The organism is Streptomyces sp. NPDC001020, assembly GCF_053599115.1.
The window spans coordinates 1-13,618 of sequence record NZ_JBSFLQ010000011.1; the positions used below are offsets into that span (position 1 = coordinate 1).

9 protein-coding genes and 1 rRNA gene are annotated in these 13,618 nt (G+C 71.7%); 4 read left to right on the forward strand and 6 right to left on the reverse strand.

Features of this window, described 5'->3' with window-relative positions; all coding sequences use genetic code 11:
- Window positions 1-86, forward strand: a 5S ribosomal RNA gene (gene rrf, locus ACWDEX_RS12745); the annotation flags it as partial.
- A 143-nt stretch (window positions 87-229) separates the two neighbouring features.
- A complete protein-coding gene (locus tag ACWDEX_RS12750; protein ID WP_450463286.1) occupies window positions 230-772 on the forward strand; it encodes a GNAT family N-acetyltransferase in 543 nt (180 codons plus the stop codon).
- Window positions 773-802: 30 nt separating this feature from the next.
- On the opposite strand, the gene ACWDEX_RS12755 is transcribed toward ACWDEX_RS12750, so the two are convergent.
- The 6 genes from ACWDEX_RS12755 to ACWDEX_RS12780 all read right to left on the reverse strand — a co-directional run bounded on the left by ACWDEX_RS12755 (window position 803) and on the right by ACWDEX_RS12780 (window position 8,058).
- Window positions 803-2,377, reverse strand: a complete 1,575-nt coding sequence (locus tag ACWDEX_RS12755; RefSeq protein WP_450463287.1) for a TraM recognition domain-containing protein — start codon at window positions 2,375-2,377, stop codon at window positions 803-805.
- A 13-nt stretch (window positions 2,378-2,390) separates the two neighbouring features.
- Entirely contained in the window at window positions 2,391-3,812 is a 1,422-nt protein-coding gene (locus ACWDEX_RS12760) for an ATP-binding protein (protein WP_450463288.1), read from the reverse strand.
- A 6-nt stretch (window positions 3,813-3,818) separates the two neighbouring features.
- Window positions 3,819-5,378, reverse strand: coding sequence for an SCO6880 family protein (locus ACWDEX_RS12765; RefSeq protein WP_450463289.1), 1,560 nt, complete (start codon window positions 5,376-5,378; stop codon window positions 3,819-3,821).
- The gene (locus tag ACWDEX_RS12770) at window positions 5,375-6,688 is read right to left on the reverse strand and encodes a hypothetical protein (protein WP_450463290.1); all 1,314 of its coding nucleotides are present in this window, start codon (window positions 6,686-6,688) and stop codon (window positions 5,375-5,377) included. Before ACWDEX_RS12770 ends, ACWDEX_RS12765 begins: the two co-directional genes overlap by 4 nt.
- Window positions 6,678-7,517 carry a hypothetical protein gene (locus ACWDEX_RS12775; protein WP_450463291.1) on the reverse strand — a complete coding sequence of 280 codons (840 nt, stop codon included), beginning with the start codon at window positions 7,515-7,517 and terminating at the stop codon, window positions 6,678-6,680. Before ACWDEX_RS12775 ends, ACWDEX_RS12770 begins: the two co-directional genes overlap by 11 nt.
- 232 nt (window positions 7,518-7,749) lie before the next feature.
- Entirely contained in the window at window positions 7,750-8,058 is a 309-nt protein-coding gene (locus tag ACWDEX_RS12780; RefSeq protein WP_265562045.1) for a hypothetical protein, read from the reverse strand.
- Window positions 8,059-8,680: 622 nt separating this feature from the next.
- Here ACWDEX_RS12780 and ACWDEX_RS12785 point away from each other — a divergent pair.
- Together ACWDEX_RS12785 and ACWDEX_RS12790 are read left to right on the forward strand one after the other, a co-directional pair.
- Window positions 8,681-9,079 carry a hypothetical protein gene (locus tag ACWDEX_RS12785; RefSeq protein WP_450463292.1) on the forward strand — a complete coding sequence of 133 codons (399 nt, stop codon included), beginning with the start codon at window positions 8,681-8,683 and terminating at the stop codon, window positions 9,077-9,079.
- 9 nt (window positions 9,080-9,088) lie between these two features.
- The gene (locus ACWDEX_RS12790; protein WP_450463293.1) at window positions 9,089-13,618 is read left to right on the forward strand and encodes an HAD-IC family P-type ATPase; all 4,530 of its coding nucleotides are present in this window, start codon (window positions 9,089-9,091) and stop codon (window positions 13,616-13,618) included.

Below are 13,618 nucleotides of genomic sequence, written 5' to 3' on the forward strand. Positions count from 1 at the left end.
GTTACATTCCGAACCCGGAAGCTAAGCCTTACAGCGCCGATGGTACTGCAGGGGGGACCCTGTGGGAGAGTAGGACGCCGCCGAACAAAATTTGAAGAAAACCCCGCACCTTATGGTGCGGGGTTTTCTGCGTTAATGCCGGCTCCACCAGCGGGGTGCTCGGGCCGGGGCACTTGAGCTGCGGAAATCGTGTAGTCCGCGGGTAGTGAGCGCCCTAGGGTGCGCATTTATGGACTATGAGATTCGGTCGGTGCGGCCCGAGGAATGGCGCGCGATCAAGGAACTGCGCCTTGAGGCGTTGCGGGATCCGGCGGCGCCGGTCGCGTTCCTGGAGACGTACGAGCAGGCGCTGGCGCGGCCCGATTCCTTCTGGCAGGAGCGGGCGTCGGGGGCGTCGCATGGAACGGGAGCCAGACAGTTCGTCGCCGTGGCGCCGGACGGCAATTGGGTCGGAACGGTGGTGGCTCGTGTCGAGGAGCCAGGCAGCGAGGACTTCTTCGGACGGGCGGTGGAACGGCGGCAGGCGCAGCTCGTCGGCGTGTACGTGCGGCCCGAGGAGCGCGGAAGCGAGGTGACCCGGGAACTGTTCGTCGCGGCCGTGGAGTGGGCGCTCGGGCTCGACGGGGTGGAGCGGGTGCGGTTGCACGTCCACCAGGACAATGTGCGGGCCGAGGGCTTCTACCGGAAGTTCGGGTTCGTCCGCACTGGAGAGGTCGTCCCGAACGGCGACCTCTCCAAGGTGGACTACGAGATGGAGCTCAAGTCGCTGTAGGCGTACGAACGCTCCTGAAGCTCTACACGGTCATGTCGGCCACGGCGCCGGGAGTTCGGCGTCCGGCCAGCGGCTGCGGCCCTGTTCCCGGGACCGGAGCAGGGCCAGGGGCACAAGTCCCCGCTCCGCTCCGGTGGCCAGCAGCTCCGGTAGCTGGGGAAGCGGAGCCACCGCCGCGACGTCGTCCAGGACGAGGGTGAGTGGTGGGTCGAGGCGACCGGAGGATGACCGTTCGGCCATGCGGCGGCCGCCCTCGACCACGCTGGAGGCGAGGGCCGTCAGCAGCGGCATCGCGCCGGGATGTTGCCTGGGGTCCTCGATGGGCTCGCCCACTACATAAAGCGTGCCCCCTTCGTTGACGAAGGAATCCAAGGCGAGGCTGTCATTTCGGTTGGATGTGCATGCCTCGCGGATATTGACCGTGGAGAGGGAGGACAGCGCGCGAGCCGTCAACTCCTGAGCCATGTCGCGGCGTTCGGGGTACGAGGTGAGTGCGGCCTCCAGCTCGCCGGCCGTGCCGGACGACGCCTTGGGGTGTGTCCGCAGCGCGCGTACCGCCTCCTGCACCTGTGTGCCCTGGGCCCAGCGGTGGAGGTGCCGGATGGTGCGGCCGTCTATGGCGGCGGCGTGCAGATAGCTCCGCAAAAGCGTTTCCGCCACGTCGGCGACCGCCTGGTCGATACGGGCCGTGGGGCGGACGGGGGCGAGCAGCGCCACGGCGCGTGCCGCCGCCGTGGCCTTGTCCTCGCAGCCCGAGGTGGGGGACCAGTGCAGCCGGGCCGGGGTGTCGCACAGATGCAAGGGGTCGTAGAGGAGAACGGGGCCGAGCTTGGCGCGGGCGTCCTTGGTCTCCGACCACAGGGCGGGGCTGGAGGTGACGACGAGCGCGGGCCCTTCCGCGTCCCGCACGGCCTGGGCGGCTACGGGGTGACGGACGTCGGGCGTGCCGAAGACCACCGGGGAGGTTGCCCGGACGCCCACCTGCCTTTCCTGGGCGGCTACGGGGGCGACCGCCGGCGGTGATGCCGCGGGTGTGGGGGGCGCCTCGGCGGGTTCGGCGACCGGGCTGGGTGCGGGTGCGGCTACCTCCTGAACCACCGCTACCTCCTGAACCACCGGCACCCCCTGAACCACTGGGACTGCCGGGGCATCGAAGGGCGTGGACCGAGCGGCCCCCGGCGCCGCGGCCGCACGCTGCTCGGTCGCGGCGTGCCCCGGCCCCGGGACCGGGCCGGCCGCCTTCTGGTGCGCGCGTACCGCCTTCCAGCGTGTCACCGTGCCGATCACGAACACGCTCAGGACGAACAGCACCATCAGTTCGCCTATGAACAGGCCCCAGAACAGCCCGTACCCGGGCAGCTGTTCCGGCGGGGTGTCAGGCCACGCGCCCGCGATGTCGTGTGGGCGGCCGAGGAGATGACGCATCGCCAGAGGCGTATGCCTGAACCCGACGCCGTCCGGCCAGGCGCCCTGGGCGAACAAGCCCGCGATGCCGGTGGCCGTCCACACCATCAGCGTGACACCGAGCAGGAAGGCGATCACGCCCACCAACAGACCGTCGGGGATGCCTCCCTGCCCGTCCCGCCGCTCCTTGCCTGGTCTCATAGGGGCCCCATGTCTATGCCACCGTCGACTCGGACGTGCCGTCCAGGTCGCTCAGCCGCTGTTCCACGAACGCCGCCGCACGCTCCTCCGCTTCCAGTTCCGCTGCGCGCAGGACGTCGTCCGTCATGTCGTGCGACGACTCGGTCATCGCGCGGTCGGTGAAGACGAGCGGCCGTTCCGTCTCCGTGACCAGGTGCTTGACCACCTGCACATTGCCGTTGACGTCCCACACGGCGATACCGGGCGTCAGTGTCGGGATGATCTCCACGGCCCACCGCGGCAGGCCGAGGACCCGGCCCGTCGCGCGTGCCTCGTCCGCCTTCTGGGCGTAGATCGTCCTGGTGGAGGCCATCTTCAGGATCGCCGCCGCCTCCTTCGCCGCCGCCCCGTCCACCACGTCGCTCAGATGGTGCACGACCGCCACGAAGGACAGACCGAGCCGTCGGCCGAATTTCAGCAGCCGCTGGAAGAGCTGGGCCACGAACGGGCTGTTGATGATGTGCCAGGCCTCCTCGACCAGGAAGATGCGCTTCTTGCGGTCGGGGCGGATCCAGGTGTGTTCCAGCCACACCCCCACGATGGCCATCAGGATCGGCATGGCGATCGAGTTGCGGTCGATGTGGGACAGGTCGAAGACGATCAGCGGCGCGTCCAGGTCGATGCCGACCGTTGTGGGCCCGTCGAACATGCCCCGCAGGTCACCGTCGACCAGGCGGTCCAGGACCAGCGCCACGTCCAGGCCCCAGGCCCGTACGTCGTCCAGGGCGACGTTCATCGCCTCCGCCGACTCCGGTTCCGGATGCCGCAACTGCTCGACGATGTCGGTCAGCACCGGTTGCCGCTGGACGATCGTCTCGTTGACGTAGGCGTGTGCGACCTTCAGGGCGAAGCCGGACCGTTCGTCCAGGCCGTGCCCCATCGCGACCTCGATGATCGTGCGGAGCAGCGCGAGCTGGCCGGTCGTCGTGATCGACGGGTCGAGCGGGTTGAGCCGGATGCCGTGGTCGAGGGCCGCCATCGGGTCGAGCCGGATGGGAGTGATCCCCAGCTCCTGCGCGATCAGGTTCCACTCGCCGACCCCGTCCTCGCCCTGCGCGTCGAGCACCACGACCTGGCGGTCGCGAAACCGCAGCTGGCGCAGGACGTACGTCTTCTCCAGCGCCGACTTGCCGTTGCCGGACTCGCCGAGGACGAGCCAGTGCGGTGCCGGGAGCTGCTGGCCGTACAGCTGGAAGGGGTCGTAGATGTAGCCCTTCCCGGAGTACACCTCACGGCCGATGATCACACCGGAGTCGCCGAGGCCGGGCGCGGCCGTCGGCAGGTAGACGGCCTGCGCCTGGCCCGTGGACGTGCGGACGGGCAGCCGGGTCGTCTCGACCTTGCCGAAGAGGAAGGACGTGAAGGCGTCGGTCAGGACGGACAGCGGATCCCGCATCAGGCCTTACCTCCGAATGCCGGTGGCGAAGGGGAGCGTGTTGACGAAGGCCCGGTGGTGCTCGCGGTCGCACCACTCCAGCTTCAGATACGACTTGCCCGCCGAGGCGCGGATCGTGCGCTTGTCGCGGGCGAGGGCCTCCGGGGAGCGGGAGGAGACGGTGATGTAGCCGACCAGGTTGACGCCCGCGGCGCCGCTCGCGAGGTCCTCGCCACGCTGGTCGAGGCGGGAGTTGGCGGCGAGGTCACGGGGGTCGACGGTGCGGTTCATCTTGGCGGCGCGACTGGCCTCGGCCTCGTCGTTGGTCTTCTCGGTCAGCATCCGCTCGATGGCGATCTCGGTGGGTTCGAGGTCCATGGTGACGGCGACCGTGCGGATGACGTCCGGGGTGTGGACGAGCAGCGGCGCGAGGAAGTTCACGCCGACCGGGGTCATCGGCCACTCCTTGACCCACGCGGTGGCGTGGCACCAGGGTGCACGCGTCGACGACTCACGGGTCTTCGCCTGGAGGTAGGTGGGCTCCATGGCGTCGAGCTCCGCGGGCCAGGCGTTGCGCTTGGTCATCGCCTGGATGTGGTCGATGGGGTGGTCGGGGTCGTACATGGAGTGGATGAGGGAGGCGAGCCGTCCCTGCCCCAGCGGCTGCCGTACGCGGATGTCGGCTTCCTGCAGCCGTGAGCAGATGTCGGTCAGTTCGCGCGCCATGACGACCGCGAGCCCCGCGTCCCGGTCGACCTTCCGGCCCCCTTGGGGTCGCGCGGCGCGCGCCATCGCCTGGGCCTCGGCGGCCAGTTCGCGGGTGTAGTGCATGCAGGCGACGAGGTAGGCGCGGTGCTGCTCGCTGCTCGTGGACACCATGGACTGCAACTGGTCGTACGACCGCTGCAGCCAGGCCGGGGAGCGCTCGGCGCCCCGCTGGGCGACGTCCTTGGCGTGGGCGTCGGGGTCGGCCGGCAGGGTGCGGGCCAGCATCTGGAGGCGGGTGACGAAGCCGTCGCCGTTCGCGACGTGCTTGAGGAGCGTGCCGAAGCGGTCGACGAGGGCTTCCTGGTCCTCGCTGTCGCGCAGGCCGACGCCGGGGCCCTCGATCTCGATCGCGGCCGTGACGGTCCGCCGGTCGGCGTGCAGCAGTACGGCGATCTCGTCGGGCCCGAAGGGCGCGGCGAGCCAGCTGATCCGTCCGATGCCCGGCGGCGGCCCGACCTCGACCTCGCGCCCGTCGAGGCGGGTACCCGCCTCCTTGGCCTCCGACCGGTATGTCGTGCCCTGCCGCAGGGTCCGCTTGTAACTGCGGTTGATCTCGAACCACCTGTAGAACGTGCGGTGCCGGTACGGCACGTACACGGCGGCCAGCGCGAGCAGCGGGAAGCCCATCAGCAGCACGATGCGCAGGGCGAGGACGGGGACGAGGAGCCCGCACATCATGCCGAGGAACGCGCCCGCGATGATCAGCGTGATCTCGCCGGTCTCGCGGTTGCGGCCGACGATCGCGTTCGGCCGGGCGCGCCCGATCAGATATGTCCGGCGGGGCGTGACCGCTGGGGACACATGGGAATCGGTCGTCAACGCCCTTCACCTCCCGTGCGGTTGGTACTGCTGTTGCGGGTGTTGCTGGCGTGAGGAGTGCTGGTCGGGCTGGTGCGCGGCGGGGGTGCGGAGGGGACGGATCCGCCGCCGCCCGGGGCCCGGGTGCTGTGCGCGGCCACGCCGCCGGACACCGGGTTGGCCGGGCGCGCGGGCTGGCCGCCGCCGCCCTTGCTGTCGGCGCGACTGCTGTGGGTCTTGATGCCCTGGGCGACCAGGGTCGCCGGGGAACTGATGACGGCCGCGGCCTTGCGTTCGGCGCCCTGCATGATGCGGTTGTTGCGGGAGGCGGCGATCTCGTCGCCGAAGCCGGGAACGAACCGGTAGATCATGGCGCTCGCGAAGATGGCGAGCAGGATGATGGCGAGCCCGGAGACGACGGCCGCGAGCGAGTCCGGTCCCTTGTCCGTGGCCAGGGCGCCGGCGAGCCCGAGCACGATGACGATCACCGGCTTGACGAGGATCACGGCGATCATGATGCCCGCCCAGCGGCGGACGTGCCCCCAGAGGTTCTTGTCGACGAGGCCCGAGTAGACGACGACGCCGAGGAGGGCACCGACGTACAGCAGGACCGCCCTCAGGAACAGTTCCAGGTACAGGACGCCCGCCGCGAGGATGGAGACGATCGACACCAGGATCAGCATGATCGGACCGCCGCCGATGCCCGTTCCCTTGCTCAGCGCGCCGGAGAACGCGCCGAAGAACGTGTCGGTCTGATTGCCGGAGGCCTTGGCGAGGACGTCACTGACGCTGTCGGTCGCCGAGACGACGGTGTAGAGGATCAGCGGGGTGAAGGCGGAGGCCAGGACGGTCAGCCAGAGGAACCCTATGGCCTCGGAGAGCGCGGTACCGAGGGGCACACCGCGGATGGCCCTCTTGGCGACGGCCAGCAGCCACAGCAGGAGGGTCAGGATGGCCGATGCCGCGAAGACGATGGCGTACTGCTGCAGGAACTTCGGGTTGGTGAAGTCGACGTTCGCGGTCTCCTTCACGGCCTTGCTGAGCTGGTTGACGGTCCAGGAGGCGGCGTCGGCGCAGCCCTTGGCGAGGGAGGTGAGGGGGTCCTGGGGGTTGTCGGTGAAGGTGCTGGAAGGGGCGCGGTTGGAGGGGGAGTTGCCCTTTTCGCAGTAGTCCTTGGCAGGGCCCCGGATGAGTTCGCAGGGGTCCTTGCTGGTCGACGGCGAGGGCGTGGGGCTGGGAGCGGCGAGGGCGCGGGTGGCCAACAGCACCATGGCCGTCTGCGCGGCTGTGGCTGTGGCGGCGACCTTGAGTACGCAGCGCTTAGCGGGCATACGTGAACCCTCCGTACTCTTCGACGGCTTTGGTCATGTCGTCAGCGCTGGAGGCCTTCTGGTCCCGCCCGACCGGAACGGGCCCGTCCTTCTGGGTGAAGTCGGAGACCTTCCAGTCACTGTTGATCCACTTCAGCTGGTACGTCGTCGTGTACCAGCTCTGGGCCACCGGGTTCGTGGACGCCTCGCCAGACAGACCGAAAAGCGACGTGTACCAGAGCTCGACGGTCGCGCTGTCGGGGCTGTACTTCGTGACCTTGGTGCCCACCGGGATGATCCGCGAGACGAACGTCTCGCCGGCTGGTGCCTTGCCGTCCTTGGTGAGGCCGATGTTGGCCAGGAAACTCTCGTTGGAATACGCCTTGTCGAGGTCCGTCTGCCGGGCGGCCGCGACCTCGGGGGCGTACACGGTGGTGACGATCGTGTGCCGCTGCTCCGCATCGAACATGCCCGTGGAACCGAGCGCCACGCCGTAGTTGGAGGCAGCGGACTGTGCCCCCTGTTCGTCGTGCGCGAAGCCCGAGGGGATTCCCTGGGCCTTCGTGCGGACCGGTTGCGTTCCGGAGGCGGCTGTCGGGGCCGAGGCGACCTTGTCGCGGTGTCGGTCGCCGTCCGACGCGGAGTCCCCGCCCCCGCGGTTCGCGAAGGCGATCGCCGCGATCAGGAAGACGACCACACCGACGACCGTGACCAGTCTCCGCGACGAGGATCGGCCCCGCCTGGCACCCCCGTACACGTCACCGGCCCGGTCGGGCAGCCGTGTTCGGGTCTGTCCGACTCCGCCGTACTCTCCGTCGCCCCCGCCGGAGGCACCGTCACCGAGACTCACGCCGAGCACGCCCCCTCGACCTCATAGCCACTCCGTACCTCGTGTGGAAACGCGTAGATGTACGACGGTAGCCGTGCTGGTTCCCGCGCGGGCGCGGTGTGGTGACTCGACATCAGGGAAACGCAACCTCAGCCGGTGGGCGCGACGGACGGATGGGTCTGGGGTGGAGAACCGGGCGCGCCCGGCCGGGGACTGACGGCGCGCCAGTGCGTGGCATGCGCTCCGGCCGGGCCTAGACAGCCATGCCGTACACGATCGTGAACAGCGTGCCGAGTGATCCGATGATGAAGACCCCGGTCAGGCCCGCGATGATCAGGCCCTTGCCCTGTTCCGCACTGAACGTGTCGCGCAGGGCCGTCGCGCCGATGCGCTGCTTGGCCGCACCCCAGATCGCGATCGCCAGGCAGAGCAGGATGGCGATGGCCATCACGACCTCGACCATCACACGTGCTTCGTTGCCCAGGCTGCCGAAAGGCCCCCAGTTTGGAGCGATTCCGCCGATGATCGTGTTGATGTCGCCTTTTGCGGCCGCGAGATGCATGTAAGTCACCGCCCCTGGTGGGTAGTTCTGTCTCCCCTGCCACGGTCGCAGAGGTCAGAGTCATTCTCGCCGACAATGACGCCGTCGTATGTCGACTTGGCGTCATTGAATTGGCGGGTTTCGTGCGCGCCCCCTGCTTCCGGCCTGTCTGGGACCTCCGCGGAGGCGTGGGGCGGTATTCGAAGAGACGTATGGTTACTCTGTGTATCACGGCAGGTCACGCCGGGCAATGAGGGTTCGGGCGGAACCTGTGGTGCGGTTCTGTCGTGAGCCCCCTCTGTGTCGTGACGGTCTGAGTCGGCCTGCGGCACGGCCTGTTCGGTCGGCTGTTTCTGCGCAGGTGTCACCCGTACGAGCGGAAGGTTATCCCCGGTCCGCGGGGGTGGGCGCACAGGGTGACGGCGAACCTGTCGGCCCGCACGCTCCGTGCTTTTCCGCTGCTTCCCGTGCGCGTGCGGTGCCCCCGTGCGCGGGCCGTGTCCTCGCCTCGCGGCACAGGGCCCGCCCGCCGAGCGGACCGCTCTATGGCACTTTCCTTCTGATTTATCGTTTTTGCGCGTGAAGGTCGGGCCATCGCGGGAACCAGTCATACAGGACACATGTAACTGGAGGCGAGAGGAAAATGGCTCAGCAGAAGTCGTCGTCGGACCTTCCCGAGCCGCTGCGGACCGTGACTTCCGCGCTGCGCAGGGTGCCCGGTGCGGAGGCAGTCGGCAGGGCCACCGAAGGCGCGCTGGACGCGGTCGGATCCGTGTCTCCGCGCGGGCGGCGGCTGGCGGTGTACACCGGCGCCGGGGTGCTCGGTGTCGCGGGCCTCGTGGAGTGGCCCGTCGCGCTCACCGGCGCGGCCGTGGCCTGGCTGACGCAGCCGCGACCCGAGCACCCGGAGCCATCCGGGCAGGCGACGGACGGCTCCCGGAGTGCCAAGCGCACGACGTCCGCCGGCCGACGGAAGGAAACCCCGGGTCGGCCTGCCACCACCACGACCACGCGGCACCGCCGTACCGCCGCCGCCACCTGAGGGCGAGCGATGGGGCTAGGACTGGGGGTGATACGACCCTCGACCGCTGCCGGGCTCGTCCGGGCCGGCCCTCGGCTGGTGGCCGACCGCGCTCCGGCCGCGGCGGGCGCGTTGGCGGGGGCGGCCGCGGTGGCCGCACGGGCCGGTGTGCGCGGTGCCGACACCGCGGTGCGTGCCGCACGGGTGGTGCGCAACGCCCTGCCCGGCGACACCGGTCAGTGGCGGTCCGGCGCCAGGGCGCACCTGACGCTACGGCTGCGCGAACCCGGCCGCGCCGGACGGAAGGCCGCGGTCAGGAGCGTCGCGAAGGCGTCCCGGAAAGTGGCCGAGGCACTGGCCGAGCGGCCGGACGTGCTGTCCGCGTACTGGGACGGCGGGCTGATGCGGCTGGTGGTCACGGCCACCGGGGGAGAGATGACCGATCGGGTGGTGGAGCGGGCCACCACCCTCGCCGAACACTGGGGCCTGGTGGTCACGGCGGATCCTGAGGAGGAGGAGTTCGCGCATCCCGGTGACCCCGCCGCCGTACGGACCGCCGCGGTGGCGCTCGCGGCCGACGTCCTGGGTGCCGGTGTCGCGATCGCCGGCGCCGCCCTGCGGCTGCCGCACACGCCGCGCACGGTGACCGCGGTAGTGACCCTGCTGCGCGAGAACCCCCGTTTCCGCACCTGGCTGACCGGCCGCCTCGGCCGGTCCGGGATGGACCTGACGCTCGCCCTCGCCAACGCGGCGGCGCACTCCGCGGGCGGTACGCCGACGGCCTTGGTGCTCGACGGCGGACTGCGCGCCTGCCAGTTGACGGAGCGGGTGGCCCGCGCGGTCGCGTTCGACGCGACGCATGACCGCTGGTCCGGGCCGGAGCGCGTCGCGGTGCCGGCCGATCACCACCCGCGCCCTCCGCTGCACAACTCCCCGACCCAGGAATACGCCGCCCACACCTCCGTCGCCAGCGTGCTCGGCGCGATGGCGACGGAACTGGTCAAGCGCGACATCGAAGAGGCGGCGGAGGCGGTGCTCGCGGGCTCGCCCAAGGCCGCCCGCTACGGCCCGGCCGCCTTCCACTCCGTGCTGAGCGGAGCCTTGGCCCGGCAGGGCGTGCTGGTCCGGGAGCCCGAACGGCTGCGGCACCTGGAACTGGCCGAGACACTCGTCCTGCACCCCAGCGCGCTGCTGACCCCGGGCGGCGCCGACCCGTGGATCGAGGCCGTACTGGACGCGGCGCGGCACGCCGGGCTGCGTGTCGTGATGGTCGACCATCCCGCGCTGGCCGACTTCACGGGCCTCGCCGACCGGGTCGTCGGCGGCGACCGGCCGCTGGAGGAGGTGGTGGACGAACTGATCGAGGGCAGCGAGGGCGGAACCGTCGTCACCGTCGCTCGGCCCTCCTCGGCCGATCAGGACGACGTGCTCGCCGGCCTGCTCGGCAGCGACGTGGCCGTCTCCCTGACCGACCTGGACGGGATCGTCGTCTGGGGCGCCGACGTGCTGGCCCCGAACGGTCTGGCCGATGCCTGGCGGGTGCTGACCGCGATCACGGCCGCGCGTGGGGTCGTCGGCAAGTCGCAGACCCTGGCCCGGTCCGGGGCGGCCCTGTCCGGGCTGCTGGTGGCCGTGCGCGGGGCCCGTCCCTCGCCCCGTTGGCCGCTGCCCGGTCTGCGGCACATGCCGGTCGACGCGGCCGCGGCCGCCGCCCTGCTGGCCGGCGTTCAGGCGGCGCTCCGCGTGGCCGCGACCCCGCTTCCGCGCCCGCGCCCGCGGATCCCCTGGCACGCGCTCGAGCCCGAGGAGGTCCAGGAGCGGCTGGAGCGCGAGCCCGCGCCGGAGGCCGAGCAGGCGACGGTGCGCACCGCGGCGCAGTCCCTTGCCCGGCACCCCGTCTTCGGGCCCGTGAGCGCCCCCGCGCGCTGGACGGTGCGGCTCGCCCGAGCCGTACGGGGCGAACTCGACGATCCGCTCACTCCGGTCCTGGCGGTCGGCTCCGCCGCGTCGGCGATCCTCGGTTCCGCCGTCGACGCGCTGCTGGTCGTCGGCGCGCTCGACCTGAACGCCCTGGTCGGCGGCGTACAGCGGCTGCGGGCGGAGCAGGCGCTGTCCGGGCTGGTGGCCGAGCAGCAGCGCAAGGCCCGCCTCCGGCGGCGGCGAGGGGCGCGAAAGCCGCGGCCACGGGGACGGAAGGGGGCCGTGCCGGCGGCGCAGACCGTGGACGCCGCCGAGCTGCACCAGGGAGACGTCATCGAGATCGAGGCCGATGACGTGGTACCCGCCGATGCGCGGCTGTTGTGGGAGGACGGCCTGGAGGTGGACGAGTCCGCGTTGACCGGTGAGTCCCTGCCGGCCGCCAAGCAGACGGATCCGACACCGCACGCGGCCGTCGCCGACCGAAGCTGCATGGTCTTCGAGGGCACGACCGTGGTGGCCGGACGCGCCCGGGCGGTCGTGGTGGACACCGGCGACCACACCGAGGCGGCCCGCGCCGTCTCCCTCGCCGCCCGTAAGCCCGCGGCCGCCGGGGTACAGGCCAGGCTCCAGGAACTCACCCGCAAGGCGCTGCCGTTGACGCTCGCGGGCGGGGCCGCGGTGACGGGCCTGTCGTTGCTCCACGGCACACCGGTCCGGCGGGCGGTCAGTGGCGGAGTGGCGGTGGCCATCGCCGCCGTTCCCGAGGGGCTGCCGCTGGTGGCCACGGTGGCCCAGCTCGCCGCCGCCCGGCGACTGAGCCGGCAGGGCGTCCTGGTCCGTACACCGCGCACGCTGGAGGCGCTGGGCCGGATGGACACCCTCTGCTTCGACAAGACCGGCACACTCACCGAGAACCGGCTGCGGGTGGTCCGGGCCGCGGATGCCGACGGCACCGTCCGGGAGGCCGACCTCCCCGGATCCGCGCGGACCGTGCGCGTCGCCGCCCGCGCCTGCCCCCGCCTGACCGGTGGCTTCCAGCACGCCCACGCCACCGACGAGGCCGTGCTGGACGCCGCCGGCCCTGACGCCGGCTGGACGCAGACCGAGGGCCGCCCGTTCGAGGCCGGCCGCGGGTACGCCGCCGCCGTGGGCCGAGTCGAGGGCGGCGCCCGGGTGCTCGTGGTCAAGGGCGCCCCGGAGGTCGTGCTGCCCGCCTGCGACGGGCTGTCGGCCCGGATCTCCGAGGCGGCCCATGTGCTGGCCCGCGACGGGCTGCGCGTCCTGGCGGTGGCCGAGCGTCCGCTTGCCGGGGACGAGTACGACGAGGAGGTGCTGGAGCAGACCCTCGAAGGCCTCCGATGCACCGGCCTGCTGGCCCTGTCGGACGTGCCGCGGGAAACCTCCCCCGCCCTCGTCAAGGGACTGCGGCGAACGGGCGTACGGCCGGTCATGCTCACCGGCGACCATCCGCAGACCGCGCGGGCGATCGCCGTGGAGCTGGGCTGGCCCGAGGACACGGCCGTGGTCACCGGCGACGAACTGGCCGCCGCCGACCGGTCGGCGCGGGTCCGGATGCTGCGGGACGCGGACGTCGTGGCCCGGGTCGCGCCCGAACAGAAGCTCCAGGTGGTCGAGGCGCTACGGGACGCGGGCCGGGTCGTCGGCATGGTCGGCGACGGCGCCAACGACGCCGCGGCCATTCGCGCCGCCGACATCGGCGTGGGCATCAGCGCCCGCGGTTCGGCGGCCGCGCGCAACGCCGCCGACCTGGTCCTCGTCGACTCCGATCTGACCGTGCTGATCGAGACGGTGGCAGAGGGCCGCGCGCTGTGGCACGGCGTCGCCGATGCCATCGCCATTCTCATCGGCGGCAACGCCGGCGAGGTCGGCTTCGGCATCCTCGGCGGCCTCCTGTGGGGCGCGGCCCCACTCTCGACCCGTCAGATGCTGCTGGTCAACCTGTTCACGGACCTGTTCCCGGCGGTGGCGGTGGCGGTGACCCCCGCCCGGGAGCAGCAGGACGGGGCCGGCGCCGGGAGCGAGGCGGGCGGACGGCTCGTCACATCCCTTCTGGGGCCCGCGCTGATCCGGCAGATTCGCCACCGCGCCCTGGCCACCTGCCTGGGCGCGACCGTGGCGTGGCTGCTCGGCCGTTTCACCCCGGGTACATCCCGCCGCTCCACCACGATGGCCCTGTGCGCGCTGGTGGGCACTCAGCTCGCTCAGACCATGGCCGACCGCCGGGACAGTCGGCTGGTGCGGTTCACGGCCCTCGGTTCCGCCGCGGCGCTCGTCGGCCTGGTGCAGACCCCGGGCGTCAGCCAGGTCCTCGGTTGCACCCCGCTCGGCCCGTTCGCCTGGGCGGGCGTGGCCGCGGCGATCGCGCTCGCGGTGGCCGGACACCGGACGCTGCCGCAGGTGGAGCGGGCCGTGCTGCGGTGGTGGCGGTCGTCCGAGGGCGCCCGGCCGGAGACGCCGGCCGGTAGCGCGGCGCGGTCGGTCGCGGAGGTGGCGCGGTCGGTCTCGGACCTGGCGCGGAACGCCTCGGAGATCCTGCGCAGGGCCTCCAGCGCGGGCCCGCCGCCCTGCGCGGAGCCCGAGGGTGGCGCGACGGTTGACGGCGCCCCGGATCGCGACTAG